18 protein-coding genes are annotated in these 24,782 nt (G+C 31.2%); 11 read left to right on the plus strand and 7 right to left on the minus strand.

The genetic code is table 11. From position 1 onward, the window contains the following. The 5 genes from SJY43_RS11150 to SJY43_RS11170 all read left to right on the plus strand — a co-directional run bounded on the left by SJY43_RS11150 (position 1) and on the right by SJY43_RS11170 (position 8,164). Positions 1-318, plus strand: a complete 318-nt coding sequence (locus SJY43_RS11150) for an Hpt domain-containing protein (RefSeq protein WP_396600819.1) — start codon at positions 1-3, stop codon at positions 316-318. A gap of 10 nt (positions 319-328) precedes the next feature. Continuing rightward, positions 329-1,042, plus strand: a complete 714-nt coding sequence (locus tag SJY43_RS11155; RefSeq protein WP_396600820.1) for a LytR/AlgR family response regulator transcription factor — start codon at positions 329-331, stop codon at positions 1,040-1,042. Positions 1,043-1,259: 217 nt separating this feature from the next. Next, on the plus strand, positions 1,260-1,757 hold the full coding sequence (locus SJY43_RS11160) for a CAP domain-containing protein (protein WP_396600821.1): 498 nt from the start codon (positions 1,260-1,262) through the stop codon (positions 1,755-1,757). A 111-nt stretch (positions 1,758-1,868) separates the two neighbouring features. Further along, positions 1,869-4,472 (plus strand): DUF6923 family protein, encoded by a 2,604-nt coding sequence (locus SJY43_RS11165; protein ID WP_396600822.1) that lies wholly within the window; start codon positions 1,869-1,871, stop codon positions 4,470-4,472. A gap of 251 nt (positions 4,473-4,723) precedes the next feature. After that, on the plus strand, positions 4,724-8,164 hold the full coding sequence (locus SJY43_RS11170) for a Helicase associated domain protein (protein WP_396600823.1): 3,441 nt from the start codon (positions 4,724-4,726) through the stop codon (positions 8,162-8,164). Positions 8,165-8,309: 145 nt separating this feature from the next. Here SJY43_RS11170 and SJY43_RS11175 read toward each other — a convergent pair whose 3' ends face one another. Beyond that, complete coding sequence (locus tag SJY43_RS11175) at positions 8,310-10,370, minus strand: tetratricopeptide repeat protein (protein WP_396600824.1); 2,061 nt, start codon at positions 10,368-10,370, stop codon at positions 8,310-8,312. A gap of 132 nt (positions 10,371-10,502) precedes the next feature. After that, positions 10,503-11,639 (minus strand): response regulator, encoded by a 1,137-nt coding sequence (locus tag SJY43_RS11180; RefSeq protein WP_396603406.1) that lies wholly within the window; start codon positions 11,637-11,639, stop codon positions 10,503-10,505. A 352-nt stretch (positions 11,640-11,991) separates the two neighbouring features. On the opposite strand from SJY43_RS11180, the gene SJY43_RS11185 reads away from it, so the two are divergent. From SJY43_RS11185 to SJY43_RS11195, 3 genes are all read left to right on the plus strand, one after another. Then, positions 11,992-12,276 (plus strand): STAS domain-containing protein, encoded by a 285-nt coding sequence (locus tag SJY43_RS11185; protein WP_396600825.1) that lies wholly within the window; start codon positions 11,992-11,994, stop codon positions 12,274-12,276. A gap of 27 nt (positions 12,277-12,303) precedes the next feature. Next, the gene (locus SJY43_RS11190; protein ID WP_396600826.1) at positions 12,304-13,560 is read left to right on the plus strand and encodes an oligosaccharide flippase family protein; all 1,257 of its coding nucleotides are present in this window, start codon (positions 12,304-12,306) and stop codon (positions 13,558-13,560) included. A gap of 206 nt (positions 13,561-13,766) precedes the next feature. Further along, positions 13,767-14,972 carry a glycosyltransferase gene (locus tag SJY43_RS11195; RefSeq protein ID WP_396600827.1) on the plus strand — a complete coding sequence of 402 codons (1,206 nt, stop codon included), beginning with the start codon at positions 13,767-13,769 and terminating at the stop codon, positions 14,970-14,972. Between the two features lie 222 nt (positions 14,973-15,194). Here the strand turns inward: SJY43_RS11195 and SJY43_RS11200 are convergent, their stop codons facing one another. Genes SJY43_RS11200 through SJY43_RS11210 form a run of 3 tightly spaced genes read right to left on the minus strand, consistent with a single transcriptional unit; the run spans position 15,195 to position 21,009 of the window. Then, positions 15,195-16,709 (minus strand): glycoside hydrolase family 2 TIM barrel-domain containing protein, encoded by a 1,515-nt coding sequence (locus SJY43_RS11200; RefSeq protein ID WP_396600828.1) that lies wholly within the window; start codon positions 16,707-16,709, stop codon positions 15,195-15,197. Then, positions 16,703-17,920 (minus strand): hypothetical protein, encoded by a 1,218-nt coding sequence (locus SJY43_RS11205; protein WP_396600829.1) that lies wholly within the window; start codon positions 17,918-17,920, stop codon positions 16,703-16,705. The genes SJY43_RS11200 and SJY43_RS11205 overlap by 7 nt, the downstream gene beginning before the upstream one ends. Further along, complete coding sequence (locus SJY43_RS11210; RefSeq protein ID WP_396600830.1) at positions 17,920-21,009, minus strand: hypothetical protein; 3,090 nt, start codon at positions 21,007-21,009, stop codon at positions 17,920-17,922. Before SJY43_RS11210 ends, SJY43_RS11205 begins: the two co-directional genes overlap by 1 nt. 183 nt (positions 21,010-21,192) lie before the next feature. Here SJY43_RS11210 and SJY43_RS11215 point away from each other — a divergent pair, with 183 nt between their 5' ends. The 3 genes from SJY43_RS11215 to SJY43_RS11225 are packed head-to-tail and all read left to right on the plus strand — an operon-like array spanning position 21,193 to position 23,296. After that, a complete protein-coding gene (locus tag SJY43_RS11215; RefSeq protein ID WP_396600831.1) occupies positions 21,193-21,564 on the plus strand; it encodes a response regulator in 372 nt (123 codons plus the stop codon). 23 nt (positions 21,565-21,587) lie between these two features. Then, a complete protein-coding gene (locus SJY43_RS11220) occupies positions 21,588-22,772 on the plus strand; it encodes a response regulator (RefSeq protein ID WP_396600832.1) in 1,185 nt (394 codons plus the stop codon). 11 nt (positions 22,773-22,783) lie between these two features. Then, positions 22,784-23,296 carry a glycosyltransferase gene (locus SJY43_RS11225; protein WP_396600833.1) on the plus strand — a complete coding sequence of 171 codons (513 nt, stop codon included), beginning with the start codon at positions 22,784-22,786 and terminating at the stop codon, positions 23,294-23,296. 40 nt (positions 23,297-23,336) lie between these two features. Here the strand turns inward: SJY43_RS11225 and SJY43_RS11230 are convergent, their stop codons facing one another. Beyond that, positions 23,337-23,486, minus strand: coding sequence for a hypothetical protein (locus SJY43_RS11230; RefSeq protein WP_396600834.1), 150 nt, complete (start codon positions 23,484-23,486; stop codon positions 23,337-23,339). 220 nt (positions 23,487-23,706) lie between these two features. After that, positions 23,707-24,714, minus strand: a complete 1,008-nt coding sequence (gene moaA / locus SJY43_RS11235) for a GTP 3',8-cyclase MoaA (RefSeq protein ID WP_396600835.1) — start codon at positions 24,712-24,714, stop codon at positions 23,707-23,709. Positions 24,715-24,782: the final 68 nt, after the last annotated feature.

The raw sequence follows: 24,782 nt of genomic DNA on the forward strand, positions 1-24,782 counted from the left end.
ATGGAACAACCAAATTTATCATATATCAATCAATTATCTGGAGGAGATAAAGCCTTTGAAGACAAGCTAATAGCTATAATACAAAAGGAGTTCCCAGAGGAGAAAGCCATCTACTTTAAAAATATTGAAAATAATAATTTTAAAGAAGCTGCAGGTAATGTCCATAAACTTAAACATAAAATTAGTATTTTAGGGCTTGAAAAGAGTTATGAAGTAGCTGTTAACTTTGAAGAAAATTTATTAGAACAAAGTACAACAGGAAAAGTGGAATTTGAGAATATCATGCAAATTATTACAGACTTCTTAGCGACCTTATAGTGTTACTTTTATGAATTGTATTATTATTGATGATGAGGCTACTGCAAGAGCCATTATTGGACAACTTTGTTCAAAAATACCAAGGTTAAATATATTAGAAGATTTTCCTAATGCCATGCAAGCCATTAAATATTTAAATCAAAATGAAGTTGATTTAATTTTCTTAGACATTCATATGCCAGATTTTACGGGGTTTGACTTTATTGAAACCCTAAAAAATCCACCAAAAATAATATTGACAACTTCAGATCCTAACTTTGCAATACAAGCTTTCGAGTACGATTGTATAATAGATTATTTGGTTAAACCCATTACGCAAGAACGTTTTGATAAAGCCATTCAAAAAGCAGAATCTGCTGATGCACCATCAAAAAAAGCTAAAGCACCTAAAAATGCTGTAGAAACGTCTTCAGGAAACGATTTGTATATTAATATAGACAGACGTTTAATTAAAATAGATATTCCAACTATTTATTTGGTAGAAGCAAAAGGCGACTATATTTTATTAAAAACAGAAGACAAGAATTATACGGTGCATTCAACCCTAAAGAAAATTGAAGATAAATTACCAAACGATTTGTTTTTAAAAATACATAGGTCTTACATTATAAATGTTCAAAAAATTATTGATATTGAAGATAATAGCGTACTTATTAAAAAAGACGTTATTCCTGTAAGTCGATCAAACCGACCGGAATTAATGAAGCGACTTAATTTATTGTAATACAAATTATTATTGCAATGCGAGTTGTTTAGGTTAAAACAATATAAAAGCAAAAGGCAAAAGAGGAATCTTTTGCCTTTTTCCTTTTGTATTACATATTTATGTCGGGTATCTTTAAATAATAACCATTCGTCTACACATAAAAATGGTCTAATCGAAAATTAAAAAACCAAGCTTACTTTCAAATTAGTTTTGTCATGAAATTAAATCAAATCTCATGAAAAAATTATCTTTTGTATTAGTTATCTTTTTATTAAATATTTCGTTTATATCATGTTCTGTAAAAGAAGATGATCAAGCTCTAGAAGAGTATAAATCAGAAAGCATTCAAGTAGAATATAGCGAGATGGACTATGAGATTGTTGAGATTATTAACGCATATAGAGTTTCAAAAGGTTTATCATCTCTTAATATTCTTAATGAAGCCTCAAAGGAAGCAATTTTGCATAATCAATATATGGTTGAGCAAGGCGAAATAAGTCATGACTATTTCTTCACAAGATTAGAAAATTTAAAAAAGAGTGTGAATGCTAAAAGTGTTTCAGAAAATGTAGGCTATGGCTATTCTTCTACGCAATCTATTGTAGATGCTTGGTTAAGAAGTGAGAGTCATAAAAAGAATATAGAAACTCCTGGGTTTACAGATTTTGGAGTTTCAACCACACAAGACGAAAAAGGGAGAAACTATTTTATAAACATTTTTGTAAAACGATAATTGGCTTAACTATATATATCTACCATTCGTCTACACATAAACTTTACTAAACGAATAATAAAAAAACAAGACCTCTTTTAAAATATTTTTGTCTTGTAAATACATAACACCATGAAAAAATTATTACTATTATTATCAGTTTTCACTTTACAAGTTAGTGCTCAAGTAGGAGTAGGGACAGAAGCTGTACCATTTAACTGCGATTACAATGCTTACTTATTTCAGTATAATGACGTGTATGCTATCGATTTAGCATCAGGAAATTCATATCAAGTAGCTGCAGATGTTACCGAGGGTAATATTAATGCAACAGCTTACAACCCAGCCGATGGTTTTATTTGGGGGTCTTTAAGTACACCTGAAAAATCAATTGTTCGTATTGGTAAAGATTTTCAAACAGAAACGTTTTATATAGATGAGTTACCTACAAGTGGTCGCTACGTTGGTGATGTTAGCGCAGAAGGTATTTATTATTTAAAAGGAGGAGGAACAAGCTATTACGCGATAGATTTAAATCCAGATTCTACTGATTATACGAATTTTAAAGAAACTTTAAACTTACCTAAAAATATAAGTATCCATGATTGGGCTTTTAATGCTGTAGATGGTAAGCTGTATTCGGTAGAAAAGAAAACCAATATTTTATACAGAATAGATGCCGAAACTGGTAGTATGGAAAGCTTAGGCGAAGTGCCAATTCTATCTGGTTTAAATTATACATATGGTGCGGTTTATTTCGATGCTTCTGGTCGTTTTTATATATCTGCTAACCAAACAGGAACTATTTATGTTATCCAAAGTGTACAAGATGTTACGAGCAGTAACGACATGGATTCTAACTTATTTGCTTTTGGTCCTTCAAGTGCACAAAACGATGGTGCACGTTGTCCTACAGCTCCAGTACTACAAGAAATTTGTGATAATGGTATTGATGATGATGGCGATGGGTTAATTGATTGTGAAGATCCTTCATGTTCTGGTTATGGTGAGTGCGATGTTATAGAATTATCATCTTCATCTAGTGCAAATGCTGGTGGGTTAGAAAGTAATAACAGGTTATCTCAACAAATTAGTAAACGTAATTTTAACAGAGCAAAAACCAACTATAAGTTCGATAAAGCTTTAGCAAATCGCGTTACAAAATCTGCTATGTATGGTAAAGGAAACACAGCTAAAGGTAACGGATTTCAATTATCAGATTTTATTCCATTAGAAATTATAAACGAAGATGCCGTTATTGAGTCGTCTCCAAAAGATTTGATTGGTATTACCAATGCTACCGATGTGTATTCAGTAGATTATATGCGAAACAACGACGCCGTAGCCTCTATTCTATTGCTTAAAACAGATAAAGGTGTTTACGAACATACCAAATATATCTGCGATAGATTATTAGGTGCACAATTAATATCGGTTTCAACTATAGAAATTAAGGAGCAACAATTTATAAAATCATTAATTAGAACGATTGATGGTAGCTTAGAGTTTGTATTAAGTCTTTCGGCAAAATCAATAAATAACGATGCGAATTTCGGGATAGAAAGCCATTGGAATCTTGATAAATACGAAAGCAACGTTGGGTTTTATAATTTCCAAATCTGGTCTAACTCTTTAGACAATTTATTAAAACTAGGTGAAGAAGTAGTAACATTATTGGATGCACAGCAACCCGTAACAAGCTATAACAACTCACCACCACCAACGGTATTTGTAAGAACAGGAACCTATAAAAACGGTAAATTAAATTTACAAGTTGTAAATACAAATAGGAGTGAAGCTGTTGCTTTTGATGGCGGATTACGCGGAACAGAAACCGCAACTGTAGAATATGTAGCATCTACAATAGATTTAAACGGCGATTATATTTCTAATGTTGAAGTAGAAGCAGGAAACCTATTTGATATTGGGTTTAGAATTGGAGATGGCATAAACACACCAGACGATTTATTTATGTCTGATGGACCTTGGGGATATGATGATGCAGCACCTACAACTACAGTAACAAATTATATGGTAGAAACAAACGAAGCACAGTTTAATGATGCTGAGTATGCAATAGAACGTAACATTACTTTAGAAGCTACAACAAGCGAATATATTGCAGCTTACAGAGCCTTAACACCAAAGTTTAACCCAATAAATTTAACAGAATATAACAGCTTTAAACTACAAGCTAAAGGCACAGGAACTTTAATTGTAAGATTGGTAAAAGAAAGCATTAGCAACTGGGAAACACAATACAAAACAAGTATTGAATTAACAGAAGATTTAAACGATTATACCTTATTGTTTTCAGATTTTAATTCTAGCAATGGTATGCCATTAGAAGTTAACGATGTAACCTCAATAGTATTTACCATGTTAGCCGATAACGGACAAGAAGTAACAAAAAGCATGACTTTAGAGCAATTACGTTTCTCAACAAGCAGCACATTATCTTCAGCTAGTATTGAAACAAACGAGATAGCAACTACAGCCATACCAAACCCAATGCATAATCAAACAACGATACACTTTACAGCACAATACTCAGAAACGGTGCAGTTGTTAGTGTATAACCAAGTTGGGCATATAGTAAAACAAATTCTGGTTGATGCTAAACCAGGAAATAACCAAGTAACCCTGCAACGTGGTAACCTAAGTTCTGGTTTGTATTTCTGTAACATTAAAAGTAACCAAACCAATTATAGAACCACAAAACTACTCATGGATTAATTAATAGCATATTTATTCTGTGTAGTAAGGCAAAAGACGTAAGTTTTTTGCCTTTTTGTTTTTAATTGTAGTATATTTCGTTGTTAAATAGAGTTGTGTTTTTAGTAGAGTCTTATTTGTTTTTAATACAAAAAGTGACAATACAAATAAAGCAATCAGCTTTACAGAATTTTAAATCAAAAAGAGGATAATATTTCGACTTACGAAAGAGTGAAATTTTATCCAACGCAGAATAATTATAAACTAGTGAAATGAATAGTAAAATTCTTGTCATACCTCAGAAATCAACAAAAGGAATGGAGAGCTATGAAAAAGGCAACTGTTTTGAAAGGTTAGTTAGGAGTGTTTTAGAGCTACAAAAATTTGATATAGATCCTAATGTTCAATTTACTGGATTAGAGATTGATTTATTTGCGAGACATAAATATGATAAAAAAAACCTATATGTTGAATGCAAAGCTAAAGAAAAAGTAAAATCAACCGAAATAAAAAACTTTGGATTTAGTGTATTTACTAAAAAGCCGGACCAAGCATATTTTATTCATACAGTAGAACTTGATAAACAGGCATCAGGACTTAAAAATGAAGAATTTGAAAAAAATGACCTTTTTAAGAATGTGACATTTTATGGGCCAAAAATGGTTATAGAATTATTGAAAGATTCTAATAAAATAAAGACTATTGATTATAGTAATCTTGGAGATATTACCCAACAGCTTTTAATTGTTTCATATTTGGGTGATTACTTGATTTACATAGGACAAGGTAGTTTGGCTTATCCGACTTATTATTATGTTTTTGATGCTCAATTAGGTAAATCACTTGATGATATTACAAAACTGGAATCAATTCTTGCTAAAATTCCAGAAATCCAAAGATTGGAACTAAAGTCTATTGTAAACCAACAGGAAAAAACTGAATATAAAACAAGTGCATCTGATGATTTTGAAATTGTTGCGGAAGTTCAATCAGGAGACGATTGGTTTGATTACAAACCAGCTCATTTTAATTATTTTGTTGGAAGAGATAATTTAAAATCGGAACTCATTAAGTTTTTTAGAAGAATCCGAACTAAAGAAACTAACAAACGTGCGTTTTATTTGAAAGGTAATTCTGGATGGGGTAAAAGTTCCCTGATTAATGCAATTAAAGGAACTTGTGAAACTCATTATTACAGTAAAAGATTTCATACAGTAGCTTTTGATTGTCGTAGTGCAATTACTGAAAATTTTGTTGCAAAAGCTTTTCAAAAAGCTATACAAAGAACATTTGATTCAGGTTTTATTGAAAGCAAAACCATTGATTTTTCAAACATAAAGTTTACTTCAAACTTTAGCCTTATAGATTCTGAGTTTGTTAAGGAATATTTAGCATATTTAGAAACAGCAGATAAGCTTCTCATTATCATATTTGACCAATTTGAAGATGTTTTCAGAAAAACTGACATCTTTAAATATTTTTATAAGTTTCTTTCAGACGTAAGTGAAGCACAAACAAATATATTAGTTGGTTTTTCTTGGAAATCTGAATTTTATATACAGCCAGATATTCCTTCATATGGATGGTTTCAGCAAGCAAAAGAACAATCAATAGAATTCGTGGTTCCAGAGTTTGGAGTAAGTGAAACTAATGGTATACTAAAACAACTTGAAAAATCAGTAATTGAGTATTCATCCACTCCGCTAAATAGTGATATAAGGAATAGACTAATAGAAAATAGTCAAGGTTTTCCTTGGTTAATAAAAAAACTTTGCATTCATATTTTTGAACAGATAAAGAATGGACAAAGTATAGATGACCTTGTAGATGATAATTTGAACATTAAATCTTTGTTTGAATCAGATCTGTCAAATGTTATTCAAAAAGAACAGAAAGCATTAGAGCTTGTTGCAAATAAGGCGGCTTCTGGTAATCTTTTTGATGAAAATGATATTACCGAATATAAGCTTTCAAAAGAGATTAAATCACTCATAGATAAAAGACTTATTATTCGTTCAGGATTTAATTACAACGTTTATTGGGATATTTTTAGAGATTATATTGTCAGCGGAAAAGTTCCATTAATAAGACGAGGTTATATTTTTAAACAAGGAGCACAGCCATGTTTAAATGTATTTCTTTCATTTAAAAAATCACGACAACAGAGTTTTAAAACATTACTGGGAAATCAGGATAAACGAATGGGAGAAGGAACATTAGGAAATATCTTAATTGAGTTACGAAATTTTGAATTAGTAAAAAAAGTTCCTGGTAACGATATATTTATGGTTCCTGATAAATTGAAAATTAGTGAGTCTACCTTTAAACGTGTAATCAAAAGAAAAGTACTTGAATTTTCAACTTATAGTAAATTAACGGAGTTGGAGACAAATAATATTGAGATTTCGCAAATTTCTGATATTTTGCAAGAGATATTCAAAAGTGTATCTCACAAAGAAAAAACATGGAGAACCTATTCAAATTATTTTGCAAATTGGCTTAAGTTCCTTGATATTGATATAAGTAGCAAGATAATTGAACCGCAAAAAGGAAAAGCTTTAAAAAACTTTGATAAAGAAAAAGAAACTATCTTTTTAAGAAGCAATCCGTTCACTTCTTTTGACATGTTTACTTCATTCGTTGAAAGTGGATTAGATGTCGGTGTCACAGACAAAGAGTTCTTACGTGATTTTAGAATTCTAAAAATAATAGAATTAAAAAAGGGAATATTTCAATTGACAGAATTAGGTAATGCCTTTAAAAATCTAAAAACGATGGAAGACTTCTATAAGAAACTTTCGAAATTATCTTTAGAGTTAAATAAAGTTAAGTTTGTGCATGATGTCTATATGCTTTCGCCATGTACTTCTTCTCAGTTCATTAAAATGTATCCTAATTTCTTTGCTGAATCAAAATCTATTGGTACAAGAACAGTTTATACGACAAAACTTATTGCTTGGGCCAGGTTTAATAATTGGGTATATTCTGGTTTTCCTGAATTAATTGAAAAAATATCAGATGGAGAAAAACCAAAACGAAAAGCAAAGAGAAGCCCAAAAACTAAATCTGTTTTAGCAGATAATGGAGCTGCCGCTAGAGCACAAAATTTTTATAAGGAATGGTTGAAAAACTATGGGTTATTGGTTCAATATAAATTGATTCATAATACTGTTGATGTGCCTGCAAGGACAAAATTTGAAGGAGTTGCGCTTGGGACATGGGTTGTCAGACAACGAGCTGTTAAAGATAATTTGTCACAGAATCAAATTGATAAACTTAATGAAATAGGATTTGATTGGAATCCAAATGAAACTGATTGGAAAAAAATGTATTCAATATTGAAAAGCTATTACCTTAAAAATGGGAATTCCAATATACCCGTTATATTTCCCGAAAATTCACATTTAGGAAAATGGTGTTTTAAACAGAGACAGAATTATAGAAATGATATTTTAAAAACTGATAAAATTGAACTTCTTGAAGAACTTGAATTTATTTGGTTTCCTCAAGATGTGAATTTTGAGGATAAATTAAAGGAATTATATGATTTCTATTTAAATAATGGTCATTTCAAAGTGCCATCAAAAAAAATATATCAATCTTTATATAATTGGTTTAATGCTCAAAAGAGACATTTTAGAAAGGGTACTTTAATAAAAGAAAAAATAAACAGATTTAAGGACATTGGATATAACTTTGAGTCTTCGGATTAATAGCCTAATTTATCTTGTATTCGTTAGTGGTTTTGACTATTGTAGAACTTTTTGAATAATTTATTTTTATCATTTAAAGGAAAGGGGAAAACGAATACCTATCATAAACGATGAGATGTCTCACATGCGTTCGACATGACACTATTCACTCTCTAAAAACAGGCTTCTTCATCAAATACCACTTAAACCGCACACCAATCTCATTAAAAGTAAATCCAGCAGCAGTTGCTGATGCAATATTACTTCGGGTTCCGTAAAGGTTTAATAAAGCGCGTTCAGAGAATTTATAACCAAGTTTACCTTGTATGCGGTAGGTGCTTTGGCTGCTATCGTCCTCAATGTATTGTAAGCCCGTTGCAGCGGTAAGTTCATAAAACCATTCCTTAGGTTTGGTTATGGCTTCATCTTTAATAATATTTACAAATACTTCGCCAGCATTAAATTTTTCTGGGCTAAAATAAATAGTAGGTACTTGGTTTTTAAACGTAATGTATTGGTAGTTTAAACCCGCTTTAAACGATGGTTTTGGTAAAATATTATAGTATAGCGAGGTAAATAATAGGTTTCTGGCATTATCGTCGTTTTGCCACGTATAAAAATATTGTGTAAACCAACCTAAATTAAAATTGGTGCTTAAACTATAGTTGGCATAAATATTATTCATCACAATTTCGCGATCTAATAACTCGGCATTAAAACTTTGTATTTCGCTTTTAAATCCAATATCTAAAACTTGTAGTTTAAAAGGTTTTATGTTTAGCGCCAAATCGGTTACAAGCTGCGTGTAATCGCTATTGTTTGCTTTCGCTGATGTTACACCAGCAGTTCCTTTAAACGTCATGTTTGGCAAAATCTGGTAGGCTAAACCTAAAGAAAAATCGTTTGATGTGGCATCAAAATTAGTGACATTGTTACTCGTCGTTCTATAACCATAATTTGCTAACCACTTAAATTTTGTTGAGGTTGGGAATTCTATTTTTGTTTGTACACCAAAGGCTTTATTATCGCCATTATCAAAAGAGTAGGCTGCTTTAGTTTCCCAAAAAGGTGTAAAGCTCGTGTTTAGTGTTTTTATAAAATTGGTAGCATCTTTTTGCTTGTCGTAAAAGGTTAACGTATTTTCAGCAGAGGTATATGCATCATTATATTTTCCTATAGCCTTTAAGGCATTAGCTTTTCCTAAGTTGCCATCAAACGAGCTGCTGTCGTTTACCAAAATGCGATTGTAATCTGCAACACTCTTTTTAAAATCACTTTTATAAATATTTAAGGTTGCGCGTAAGGCTAGTATCCAGTTTTCGTTTGGTTTTGTTTCAATTAAATTACTAATTAATACATCTGCAGTTTTATATTTTTTATTCCAAATTAAGGCTTGTATATAGCGTTCTGTAGTGGGTTGTACTAATGCAGCATCAGTTTTAGCATCTAAACTTAAAAAAGCTTGTTCGCTAAGTTGTAAGGCTTCTTTTTCTTTACCCTTTAAATGTTTCACTAAAGCTAAACCGTTTAAAGCTAGTATTTTATTTTCTGGATTATTGGCAATGGTATTGTATGTGTTTTCAGCTTTATCAAATTCGCCAGCAATTAAATAGAGGTTAGCTAGATTCAATAAGGTGTCTTTATCATCTTTAAAAAGGTTTAAGTTTTCTTTTAAAAGACGTTCGGCTTCATCATACTTTTGGGCTTGCTGATTTTGATAGGCATAGCCTAAATACATATATTTTTTCGAGGTTAATGCGTTAGGATTTCCAGGTAAAACCTCTAAAGCTTTATTCACATAAATTAAAGCATCCTCGTATTCTTTTAAATTAGATAAGGTGTTTGCATAACTTAATAATGCAGGGAAGCTTTTAGGATCTTCGTCTATTAATGTTTTAAAAAATGTTTTCGCATCTGGGAAATTACTGGTCCATAATAAAGACTCGCCATAGTTTAGCTTTACTTCAAAATCTGAAGGGTAATCTGCCAATAAATTTGTGAATAGGACTTTAGCGTCTTCTGGTTTTCCGTTTAAGCCAATGGCTCTACCAAGGCATAATCTAGCCGTTTTATTATCAGGGTACTCCTTTAACGTTTCTTTAAAAAAGGTTTCTGCTTTAGCGTATTTTCCAGTTTCAAGATAGGTAAAACCTTCTTGCATATCTTGTGCAAAAGATATGGTAGAAACAAATAATGTAAGTAATAATAATAGCTTTTTAAGGGGCATAATATGTTTAATTAATTTCAAGTGCAAGTTAATCAATAGTATGCAGTCTTTAATCTATAGTAATTGGTTACTGGACTAAACAAACAGCCCATTGGCGTTTAAAATATGTTTTAAAACTCTAAATTACTCATATTACCTGTAGTGAATAGCTATTTGTCCCAACTGTCCAACAATTTGAACAGAATCTCTCATAGATAGTTTAGAACCGTCTGCATGTATCCATCTTTTAAGTGGTTGCTCACAGATATATGAAATTGCTTTTTTCTTTCCGTAATGCTTACGCATTCTCATAAATATTTCAACATCAAAAATCCATCGCGTTATAAACTTATCTTTAAACATATGTTGTGCAATATCTTTGTCCATAATTTTCGCACCACATTGGGTATCATTAAAAGACATACCCAGAATGGTTCTAATTATAAGGTTTATGGTTTTGCTAATTATAGCACGGGCAGATTCTTTAGCGATGTTCGCACCCATTCTAGTCATTCTAGAACCGCTTACAATTTTAAAGTCTGAAGTTTCAATAGTTTTTACTAAATCATCAAAATCTCTAAAATCGGTAGATAAATCGGCATCTAAATAGCCTATATAATCTAATTGTGGGTCTTTCGCCAAATGCAACACGCCTTGCCTAACAGCTTCTGCTTTACCACCATTTTTTTCGCAATCATAAACGATAATATTATTTTCTCTTCCTTTTCGTAAAGAATTTAAAACATCTAAGGTTTTATCTGTACTACCGTCATTTACAAAACATAATAGATATCCTAAATTACTATCAATAAAATCATGAAACTCCTTACTTGAAAGTCTTTCTTCTTCGTTATAACAAGGTATAACCACACCAACACAACGTTCTTGAAGCATTTGTTCTTTTTTGTTATTATCCTGCGATTTTATGGTTTTTAGTCCAAATATTCTATTAATTCTTACTGTTACCTCATTAAGAGATACCGGCTTTTTCATATAATCGTCAATACCCAAATCAAACCCATCAATAATGGTGTCTTCATTGGTATTACCAGAAAGGACTAATATTTTTGTGTCAGATTTTTTTTCTAGTCTAATATTTTTTACAACATCTAGGCCAGACATGCCTTCCATATTTATATCAACAATTACAATGTCTGGTTTAAAAGAGTCAAATAATTCTAATCCTTCTTCTCCTGAATTTGCACATTTTATATTAAAGCCTAAATCGGTTAAATGTTTTTCTAATGATAACAATATTAATTGCTGATCATCTATGGCTAGAATTTTAATCATGATAGTAATTTATTTGGGTTGATTATTAGAATAAAAAGTTCTAACAATATTAATATTGTGGTAAATGTAATATATTTTTGAAAGAAATATATCATTAATTCGATGTTTTTATCGATAAAACGCTATATTTGTCGGATAACACGTGATTAATTAGAGGTTAACCTGCCATATTCACAGCTGAAAACATTAGGAATAGCTTATAGTTTTTAAATAATATAATTAAACAATACAATTGATTCATTCGTCTAAAGCTAATTGCAACTGGACGAAATTTACCCTCCCTCCATTGATTCTTGATAGATATTTGTATCAGAAATCAAAGTATTTTAAATAATAAACATTCAAATTTATGTTACTAACAATTAAAGAAAACAATGGTATAATTTTATTAGAAGGCGCTATTTGTTCTGAAACCGTAAAAAAATTTAAAGATCATTTAGAGTTTTTATTAGTATATAAAAAATCATTAACAATTAATATTGACAGAGTAACAGCAATTAATAAAACTGGTTTAACAGTAATTGAAGACCTTTTTAAAAAAGCTAAAATTAGTAATAAGTCTTTTTCTATTATTGGTTATGGTTGTAAAGAAATTTATGAATCTGTTGATTTATCGGCTGTAGATGCCGCATAATTAGAATACTATAATATAAAAAAAGTCATGCAAATTCTTACTATTTTAAAATCTAAAAAAATTACACCAGAGCAACTTTTTATGCTAAGTGTACTAGCCGTTAATGGTGGTAATTACTTATATAATTTAATTCTTGGTCGCGTTTTAGGGCCAGCCCAGTTTGCAGATGCTGCAGTTTTAATTACTTTTTTATTAGTATTAAGTTTTGCGGCGATGACGTTTCAATTAGTAACTGCAAAATTTTCTGTTCTTTTTGAAAATGAAATATTTACAAGCTTTGTATCTAAAATTTATAAAAATGCACTTTTAGTTGGTGTTATAATGGGTGTCCTTATCATTGTATTTGCCAGTAATTTACAGAGTTTATTTAATACATCGTCATCAAATATGTTTGTTGTTTTTGGATGTGGTGTTCCGCTTTACTTTTTAATGAGTGTGAATCGTGGTGTTTTTCAAGGTAAAAAGGCATTTAAATCTTTATCTATTACGTATCAAAGCGAAATGTTAAGTCGATTGATAATTACTTTAGGTCTCATATTAATTTTTAATATTCAATCGTCGGTTGTAATTGCAGTAGGTATTTTGGCATCGTTTGTATTTGGTTTAATACCATTTAGATTTCCAACTCTAATACCTAAGAAAGCCTTAGTTTTAAGTAAAATACATTCTAAAGAAATAAAAAGCTTTTTTATAATTACTGCTTTTTATGAACTTACTCAAATTATAATTAACAATAGTGACATCCTTTTAGTAAAACATTATTTTGAATCTTACGAGGCTGGATTGTATGCTTCGTTGGCTTTAATTGGTAGAATAGTTTATTTTATTGCCTGGATGTTTGTGATGTTATTATTACCAACTGTAGTTCAGCTTAAAAAAGATGGTAAAGAAACAGCACCTACACTTTTTAAATATATTGGGTATATAGCGGCTATTTCTATAACCATTATATTGGCTTGCTTAAGTTTTCCAGAAACCATTATTACGTTGCTTTTTGGTGATAGTTATATTGCTATGGCACCACTTTTATGGAAATATGCCATTGCCACATCTATGTTTGCCATCTCTAACATTTTTGCTTATTACTATTTGTCTTTAGATAAATATATTCCAGTAGTAATCTCTGGAGTGTTTGGTATGTTACAAATGGGACTGGTGATTTTTTATCATGATAGTTTAGAGCAAGTTGTGCACATGCAAATTATAGCGATGTTGTTATTATTAGCGATTCAATTGGCATTCTTTAAATATGATCAAATACTATCTAAAAATGAATTAAACTAAAGCATGTTACCATTCACCTACAGTAACCGTCATACTAACTAAAGGCGATCGGTTTTTAGAAGAATATAACGCAAATTTGTACTATAAATAATAAATAACTTATAAAAAAACATATTATGAACCATCCAGAACTAAATTTTCTATTGAAGAATAAATAGTAACTGGATGCACCATAAGACCATTAAAAAACAATAAAACTGAAACTTATGAAACTAGCAATCGTAACAGCATATCCGCCTAGTAAAGTCACTTTAAATGAATATGCATATCATTTAGTAAAACAATTTAGACAAAAAGAAAATGTAACTGAATTAATTTTGCTAACAGATAAAACAGAAGGCGCAAAAGATATTGCATTTACAGAAGATGGTTGTAAGATAACAATAAAGGAATGTTGGTCTTTTAATAGTTATAAAAATATAGTGTCTGTTACAAAGGCTATTAACCAAACAAAACCAGACTCAGTATTATTTAACTTGCAGTTTATGAAGTTTGGAGATAAAAAAATAGCTGCCGCTTTAGGGTTAATGTTACCATTGGTTTGTAAGCTGAAGAAAATACCAAACATTGTATTATTACACAATATTCTAGAAGAAGTAGATTTAGGAAGTGCAGGTTTTACATCTAACAAATTAATGCAAAAGCTTTACGGCTTTATTGGAACCACGTTAACTAAATTAATTCTTCAAGCAGATACAGTAGCTGTAACCATGCAGAAATATGTAGATATTTTAGAAAGTAAGTATGGTGCTAAAAATGTGAAATTAATTCCTCATGGAACTTTTGAAATTCCTGAAGAACCAGATTATTCTTTACCAGAAGGACCGATGCAAATTATGACTTTCGGAAAATTTGGAACCTATAAAAAAGTAGAGGGTATGATTGAAGCGGTTGAGCAAGTTAGAGCATCAACAGGATTAGATTTAGAAGTTGTTATTGCTGGAACCGATAACCCAAATGTACCAGGTTACTTAGCTAAAGTACAAGACGACTATAAACATGTACCACAAGTACGTTTTACAGGTTATGTTGAAGAGTATGAAGTACCTACTTTATTTAATGAAAGTGCTGTAGTTGTATTTCCATACACCTCTACAACAGGAAGCTCTGGTGTTTTGCACCAAGCAGGAAGTTACGGAAAAGCGGTAATTATGCCAGACTTAGGAGATTTAGCTTTATTAGTCCAGGATGAAGGGTATAGAGGCGAGTTTTTTGAACCTACAAGTGTAGAGAGTTTAGCAAAAGCTATTGAAGCTATTGTAACGAATGATGCTTATAGATTAGAGTTAGCAAAATCGAACTATAAAGCAGCAACGGCACACCCAATGTCTCAAATTGCCGATTTGTATCTAGAAAATTTTAATAAAATAATAAACAAAAAATCAAAAAACTTAGCTACAGCTTCAGCTTAAACATTTACTAAACAATAGTAATCTACCTACTAAGATATACCCAAGCTACTGTTTAGATATTAATTCGAAAGTCACCTTTTTTGCCCCAAGTTAAAAAGTTGCATTTAAAGCAAAAGATGTGTTTTAGAACACTAATGCTTTAAAACCTATTAAAAGATTACAATTAAACGAGGCCTTTTTTGCCCCAAGTTGAAAAGTGTTTTAAATAAATGATCTTGACAATTATTTAGTAATAAACTCGTAAGCGGGTTTAGTCTCTCCGTTTTGGTCTATAAAGCCAAAATGCTCTTGAGCTCGTTTTCTCCAAGGAAGTCGTCCAACGACTTCCTTAGGTATTTTAGTAAAGTCGTATAGGGTCCAAGACATAAATTGTAGATGATTCTCAGAAATATGTTCTTGGATTTTTTTATGGTAATTAGCTTGATCTTCTTCTGAATTCCCAAACGGATTCCAAAGACCACGATACGAGGAAACACCAAACTCTTGAAGTACTAAAGGTTTGTTTGGTATTTCGGTTTTGAGAGTTTTTAAAGCGTCATCAAGTTTATTTAAATCTTCATAATAATGAAACGATATAACGTCTACTTTATCTTTTAAAATAGAAGCACTTTGGGTGTTAGACCAACCAATAGTTACAGGATGTTTATCGTCTACAGATTTTACTAAATCAATCATATTATCCAACCAAGCCACCACTAAATCTCGACCTCTAGATTCAAAATCTAAGTTAGGTTCGTTCTTAATATCCCAGGCTAGCAAAGCGTTGTGGTTTTTTACAGCATTGACGATGGTTTCTGCGTGACGCTGATTTAAAGTCCAATTCATTACCGAATAATCGCCATAAAAATCGAATAAAGTCAATACTATTTTTAGGTTATGTTTTTCAGCAATATTAAACGTTTGTATTAATTTTTCTATTTTTTTAGGACTTACAGCGGCTTTACCAAAATCTTCATACTGTACAAAAAGACGAACTGAATTTAAGCCAGCGTCCTTTATTATTTTAAAGTCTTTTGAAATAGTATCCGTAGAAAATTGATCTCCAAACATATCCCAAGGGTTGGCTTGCGGATAATAATTAATGCCTTTAATGTCTAAACCATCAACTGAAACATGTTGGGCTTCTGCTTCATGAATATCTGCAGTTTCTTTAACCAAATGTCTTATGCGCCAAAACCCATCTTCCAAAAGAAATACCGCCTTATAAGTTGCTGTTTCTTTTGTTTCTAGAACTAATTTATCAGCTTTAAAAATGCGTTTGTATTCCACAACATTTTTATCTGTAATAACGGCTAACTGTCCGTCTTCGCTAAAAAACTCTAAATTAGGATTGTGCTTAAGTGTAGTAGCTTCAATGGTTATGTTTTCGGCTTTATTAAGTTCTATAAACGCAAATAAATTTTCTCTAGCACTATCTGTATAATAATCTTTAATACCAGCTGTTTTATTCGTTTTGTAAGCAATTTGCTTCACATACCAAGCATCTAAATAATCGTTTTGCAGAGCATTTAGGTTTTCATTATCCATAGGCCTGCCTTCATTCTGTAAAGGTTCCCATTCTAGTTTTGGTAAATATTGTTCTACTTTTTTAATTTCTGTGTGTAGCATCGTACTTCGGTCGGCGCCAGTATTTAGATAACTAAATAATGAGCTAAGACCATAAATAATCAAACCAATAAGAATAACGTAAGACAGAATTAATATGGTGCGCAGTATGTTTTTGCTAAGACCTACCATAGTTTTTTTGTTTTAATGTCTTTTGATAATCCTGCAGCTTCAACACTAAAGCTATAATCACCATCTTTGTAAATTGCCGGTTTTAATTTAAATGTAACATAGCCATTAAACGATGTTTTTGTTAAGGTTTGTACCTGCGTATTATTTTGATAAATATTTAACTTAACGTGTAAACCATCAGGAATCATTTGCTCCATAAAACTTTGCAAAGGGCCAATAGTTAGTGTTCTGTTTTTATCAGAAAAAGCAATGTCGAAATCTTCAATAACGCGTTTGAAATTAAGAGAAATAATATTGCTTTCAGACATGCCATCAACGTAAGCTTTAATACTCCAGGTGTCTTTATAATCGGGATGAATGATTTTAGAAGTAGCAATACCATCAATAGTTGTACCTGTAGTTTTTAAAATATTGCCTTCAGAATTAGTAATAAAAAATGTGACAAACGTACCATCACTAACTAAATTTTTATGACTGTCTCTAATTATGGATGTTGAAAATGTTGTAATCTGGTTACCATCTGCATACGCATGTGGTCGTGTTGCTGAAATTGTAAAATCTGTAGGAATGGCTGCTGAAACATTTATAGTAAATTCTTTAGAATTAATCCCTAAACTTTCAGAAGATACCAACATGCGTCCACTTTCTTTTTTAGAATGTATTTTTTTATAAGCAATTAAGTTTTTAGTGAACATATCTTCTTTTTCTTCGGAAGCTAAAAACTGAAATTTTGCATTAACCGAAGTATTTGTTGGTACCGGATTATCTAATGAATCTGATGGAATCACAACCAGCATGGTGTAATCTGTACCGCCAGCTTCAATACTTGGTGGTCCAATATAGGTCTCTATACTGGCAACTTCGGCTTTTGGATTGATATTGAAATGTCCAGAAAGTGAAACAGCATCATGAAGCAATGTCCAATTTACAACACCTATTTTTTTTGTGATATTTTCGGGAATATTATATACAAGTGTATCGTTTTCTGTTGAAGCAGCAATTAAAGTGGAACCATAACTATTAGAGCAGTAGAGTAGAGGCTTGTTAATTTTAGAAGCTGAAAATTTTAAAACAATAGTTTCGCCAACTTCATAATCTGATTGAATTGTTAATAGTTCAATTTTATTTGCTGTTTCATTTTGTTTCATAACAGCAAACGATGATAATAAAATCAAACCTAAAAGGAACAAATATGTATGTTTTAACTGCATTAATTAGGGCTTCCTATGTATGTGTTAATTTCTATTTTAATATAACTAAAATCGGGATGTTCAATTTTTTGTAATTGAGCATTGGTATGATTTATAATTCTGTTAGGTACTATTTTACTAGCAATATTTTCATTTGGTAAACCATTTACAAAAATGTTTTTCATGCTTTCGTTTATAACGTTTACTTTGCCATCTTTTAAAATTTGATATTCAAAATCTTGCTTTCGTTGTTGTCTTACTCCAGCTTTTACAAATAAATGATCTACCCATACCATGTTTTTATTGTCGTCGTAATAGGTAATTAAAAGTTGCGGGATTGTTATTTCTTGAATGCCGCTGTTAAAAAGGTTTCCGCTTATGTTGTTATTTTTTATATCAATAGCACTCAATACTACGTTTTTGTATAAGTCAGATCCTGATACATTTCCTGCCACTTGTAAATTGAATTTGGTGGGTTGTTCTTCAAATTCAATAGGTGTAAACTCATCCGGGTTAAATGTATCTGGAATAGAATCTTTGGTTTTAGACCAAGCAATGCCCTCAAAGTTAATTCTAAAACTACTAGATTCTTTAGGCATTAGTTTGTGTTTTACATGATACTTTGCATTGTAAGTTGCTAGTTGTTTATTATCATTATTGTATAAGGTTCCTTTTAAAATGACATCTGCAGGTACATTGTCAATATTTTGCACTTCGCCAATAATAGCATAACTACCGTCGTAATGCACTAGTTTGGCGGAAACGACTTCTAAAACAGGCTGTTTTAATATGTCTTCGTGGTGTGTTTGCTCGGTAGTGATGCGTCGCCTACCTTGATTAAAATATTTGGTAACATTATTTGAATAGAGTTGGTCTGGAGGTAAATCGTTATTTAAATCGTCTGGTTGCAAATACCATTTATTATTTCGTTTAGATAATGATTTATAATCTACCTTCTCAATTTTCTCTAAAGGTGTAATCCATTGGGTAATAACTTTAGCAGATACTGTACTGTCGTTAAGTTTGGTGATTTCTGTTTCAATAGCATCCATCTTCGCGTAACTACTCAATAAGCCATCTGTTACAGAAATCTCTAACATATACTGGGCAATTGGAATATTAGTCTTAGGGTCTATTAAATTGTGTGCTTTTTCAAATTCCTTAAAATCTAAGGCATCGTAATAGGCTATTATGGCGTTTTCTGGACTGCGTTGCGAATCATTTTTTAAATAAAACAAATAGATACCATAAAACACAACAATGGCTAAAAACAACGACCAAATATGCGTAATGCGTAATACATTTCTATTAAACTTATTATATGTTGTTGGGAACTTTAAAAAATCGGGAGGTGGTTTAATACGCGTTTTTAGCATATTAACCCAAAGCATTTGTATGTTTAAAATAAACGCAATTAAAACGGTTAAAAAAGGCATAATACCCCAATGGATTTTTAGCCATTTAGCCACATCTTCTTTCGGTAATATAGAAGATACTGGAGGGATATTTAGGCGTTCCCAAACCATAATACCATTTTCTAATTGCCGTAAACGTTGCCAGCCACAGAAGTAGAGTATGGGGTCGTAAAATTTATCGTTAGAGAATATGTATTTAAGGTTATATTTTTCTGGAGTGGTTAAAAATTGCTGTAACGAGCCAATACCAGCAACACCTTTAAATTTAGAGTTTTCTAAACGCTCTATAGGTCTTGTGGTTAATTCTGGTAGTCGTCTTGCCGAATGGTAATTACCATCAACGGTCATTGCATTGGTTTGTGCACTTAACCAAGCCATTTGATCGCCAAAACCAAGCGTTAAAAATCGCCATTTATCGTGGTCGTCTTGATTTAAGAAATTCACAATTGGCAACATCTTTATTTTTTGTGGTTGCGACGGCCTAAAATAGTTTAAACTCATCGTAAAAATAACCATGAAAACAAATAAACCAGCAAGTATACCGCCAATAATGCGATGGTATATAGCGCCAAATTTAGACTGAATAAGTTCCTTTAAATCACCATCAACCAAACGATAGGCAAATTCGCCCATTATAGGAATAGAAAGAATAGAAGCCCAAAGTGTAAAACGGTCTAATGTTAAAATATTAAAAGCTGTTTCACCTAACATTTTTAAAGGAATAGGTGTTGTTCCTCCAGTTCCTAAAACGGTACAAATGGTAACCGATAACCCAAAAAACAGATAACGCTTACTGTAATATCTATAGAATATATAAGGAAGCAATACTAATAAAACACCCCATGGAATTAAAAAGAAGACCAAACCAGAAGATGTGATTTCTAAAAAATTATCTCGTGATCCATGAGGGATGGGAACCTGCGTAATTGGGTTGGCTTTAGAGTTTAACCAATACGGAAAAATACAACCTATAATTAAGACTAAAGAAAGCATCCCGAAACTTACTATACGCTTAAAAAGCTTGAAAAAGGTATTCAAAAACAGCTTAAACGTCACTTCTTTCATAACGTTAACCTGCTCTCTAGAAACATCCATGATGACCATACCAATTAAAGGAAAGATAAAAAATACCATTCCAAAAATAGGAGTAACATGATGTGAGGTAACTGTAACCGCTATTAAAGAGAGACTAGTGGCCAAATACCATTTCTTACCTGTTTTTAACCATAAATAGATTTCTGGTAAAGCATGCATCAATACCGATACGCCTACAATACTTGGTAATTGTCCGAATATATGTAGGGTTTCTACAAACGATGAAGAAAAAACAGCTAAAAGCGATGCATAACCAGCAACCGTTTTATTACCTGTCATTAATAAGGAAAAACGATAAGCTCCTGTTATAAATAGAACAATAGCAATAATAGCAACACTAAACATACCGAACTTTAAACCACCTATTAAAGAAAGTAGCCCAATAGATTGATGTACTAAAGGCGGATAACTTTGTACGGTAAAACCAGTATACCACTCATAATTCCATGGTTCAAACCAACTATTCGCATAGTGGTCTGCAAAGAATAAGTGTATTAGTGCATCATAAGTAGTCTCTAATGTGAAAAATATAGCACTACCATGAAATGCCAATCCTAAAAGGATAGCTGCAATTAAGTATTTATTTGAGGTTTCTTTCATTAATTATACGAACGGTAATCGCTACAGGGTAAAGATAAATAATTTAATAACGATGCATAATTTTATTTATCTACACAAATCTACCATTCGTCTACACTTACCTTTAGCTTAGGCTAAATATTAATTTTAATAAAGGCTTCTAATGTAATTTTGGACTATAATTAATTAACAAAATCCTTTAAAATGAAAGTATTAGCTATAGACGATGAACAATTAGTTCTATTACCATTGCAAAAAAAATTAGAAGAATTAGGGTATCAAGTAAGTACAACTACAGATGCAAGTGAAGCAATAGGTATGTATGATAGACTTAAACCAGACCTAGTAATTGTAGATATAAACATGCCCGATGTATCTGGTATAGAGTTCATAAACCATATAAGAATTGAAAAGTACTCATCAACACCAATAATTGTATTATCAGGTAACACAAGTCCAGATATTATTGCAGAAGCATTCAAGCTAGGAATAAATGATTATATAAAAAAGCCAATGAGCTTAGATGACATTTGTGCACGCATAAAACGATTAAACATTTTTTTCGAAACACATTAAAAGACTTTTAAAAAACTAAAATCATGAAAATATTAGCCATAGACGATCAGCAATTAGTTTTACTTCCTTTACAAAAAAGATTAGCCGAATTAGGTTATGAAGTGAAAATTGAAACCGATGCAAATAAAGGTATTTCTCATTATAATACATTCAAACCAGATTTAGTAATTGTTGATATTAATATGCCTGGTGTTTCAGGTTTAGAAATTGTTAAATATATAAGACACACTAAAAACTCAAATACTCCAATAATGGTGTTATCTGGCAACACTAAAGACGAAACGATCACAGAAGGTTTTGAACTAGGGATAAACGATTATATGAAAAAACCCTTGAGTTTAAATGAAATTAGCGCACGTGTAAAACGTTTAATTGGAGTTCCAAAGGAGGCAAGCACAGTTTTAAACAGTAATGTTATGATCCAAGAGCGTTGCGTAGGTGTTGTAATACCATGTTATAACGAAGAAGAGCGTTTATTAAGCAAAGAGTTTACAGATTATATTGATAAAAATTCGGGTTACCATTTATGTTTTGTTAATGATGGAAGTAAGGATAAAACCTTAGAAGTTTTAAAAGCTTTACAAAAAGGAAGAGAACATTTTATAACGGTTTACGATTGTGAAAAGAATGGAGGTAAAGCCGAAGCAGTTCGATTAGGCATGTTGCACATGGCAGAAAAACAAGACTTAGATTATATTGGGTTTTTAGATGCCGATTTATCTACAGATTTAGCAGACTTTGATGATTTAGTAAAAACCATTGAAACCTCAGAATTCAAAATTGTAAGTGGTTCAAGAATCTCTAGAATGGGAGCCAATATTACAAAGGAATCGGCTAGAAAAATAATTAGCTTAACAATCAATTTTATTATCAGAAAAATTTTAAAAATGGATTTTAAAGACACGCAATGTGGTGCTAAAATTTTTCATAAAGATGTTATTAAAATCGCTTTCGCTGAAAAGTTTGTAACACAATGGATTTTTGATGTTGAAATTTTTAAACGAATGTCTCAATACTTCGGATTGAAACAAGCCAAAGCTATGTTGTGTGAGCAGCCATTAAAAAGATGGGTACACGCTGATGGTTCTAAACTTTCAATGAAAGATTCAATTAAAATTGTTGCTCAGTTAGGTCAAATTGCTTGGGTTTATAGAAATAAAAAATATAGAGCAAAGCTTGTTAAAACAGCTGGTTTAAAAGTAGTTTAATAGATAATAATATGATGCGAATAGGAATTATAATAGTATGTCATAATATTGAAAAAAATATAAACATAGATTTATTTGTTAAACATTTAAACAAAGCTGAAAATTTAGAACTCTGTTTTGTAAATAATGCAAGTAAAGATAAAACTCATCAAATATTAAAAGACATTAAAGAAATAAGCAAAAAGAATTTTTCAATATTAGATATTAAAAAATTTAAATCAGATACTTCGGCAATTCGCTCTGGTGCAAGGTTTATGTTTAACCATTTTGATTTATCTCATATTGGGTATGTAAGTACTAACCTGTTAAACAATAAAATATATAGTTTTAGTAACTTAATTAAAGAAATAAGAATGCACCAAGATGTTATTTTAAAATATAATGCAAATGTTAAAGAAAAAACTAAAATGAAACAAACATTGTTTCAAAGCGTTTTTTCAATAACCGAATATCTAGAGAAATTAAAAAATAATAATCAAGTACTTGTTTTAAGAAATACAACGCAGCGTATTATAAAACCCTGAGTTTAATTTGCCAAGAAAAGTTCTGTTAAGTATTCATGTTTTATCTGAATAAAATGGTAATAACTTTAGTGTTTTTAAAAATAACTCTACTACCAATTTGTTTAACTTTAAATCCCGATCTACATTCTTTAAAACTTCCTATTGCTTTTGTTGAACATGCAAATTGATATTTTTCACTATCAACAGCCATAGCCCTAAAAACAGTTTAGTAGCAACAGAAGCCGCACTAAATTAGGCAACACTTATAACAAATGTTTAAGTATATAAATTAGAAAATACTATTTCTCCATCTTCAAGTTCAATATTTTTATGCAATAAGGTAATAGTTAGTGAAGGCCTGTTTGTTCTGCACCTTCTGTTATATCTTTTACTCTTGCTTCAAAAAGGATGTTGCTTCTATCATGGCTAGATTACCCACCAATAGTAATCATACTTCTATTGTTAGAATGTAATTTAGGTTCTTGAAGTTTTGTTAAAGTATCCATGCCACCACGTACCTTAAATTTGGATTGAACTGCTTTTTGAATAACCGGTTCAATAGATTTTCCTGCTCTTAGCGTCGTTAATAAATCGGATTCGCCAGATGAAAATAAACAATTTTTTAAATGGCCATTAGCGGTCAAACGTAATCTGTTACACGAATCGCAAAACGGATTGGTAACAGAACTAATAACAGCAAAACTACCTTTGTAACCTTTTATCTTATAGTTTTTAGAAGTATCGTTGGGTTCATCTTGCAAACGTTCTAATTCGGTTATCGGAAAAGCTTCATTAACATAGTTCATTACTTCTGCATAAGATACCATCTTACTCATGTCCCATTTATTGCCATCAAAAGGCATGAATTCTATAAAACGAACGGAAATAGGTAAATCTTTTGTAAAGTTTATAAAATCGATAATTTCGTTATCATTAAACCCTTTCATTAAAACCGCATTTACTTTTACAGTAAACCCCTCTTTAACTAGTAAAAGAATATTGCTGTAAACCTTTTTAAATTCGTGTCTGCGTGTAATATGCTTGAACTTGCCTTCATCTAATGAGTCTAAACTCACATTAATTTTTTTGACGCCATTTGCTTTTAAAATATCAATAAATTTATCGATAATTACTGCGTTTGATGTTATGGAAAGCTCAACCGGAAGCGTGGCTAGTTTTTCTAAAATTACCGGAATGTCTTTTCTAATTAAAGGTTCTCCACCAGTTAATCTAATTTTAGTTACACCATGATCTACAAAGGTTTTTGCGATTTCATAAATTTCTTCATAAGTCATTAAATGACTTTTAGGAGATAATTCCACGCCTTCTTCTGGCATACAATACGTGCAGCGTAAATTACAACGTTCAATTAATGAAATGCGTAAATAGGCATGGTCTCTACCGTGTGAATCTTGTAATATGTTATTGGTTTCGCTCATTTCTTCGTTCTATTTAAATGTTTAATTGCGGAACGGATTAATCGCTAAACGACTTAACAACTCCACGA

Origin of the sequence: Algibacter sp. R77976, assembly GCF_044594645.1 — a bacterium.
GTDB lineage: Bacteria > Bacteroidota > Bacteroidia > Flavobacteriales > Flavobacteriaceae > Algibacter_B.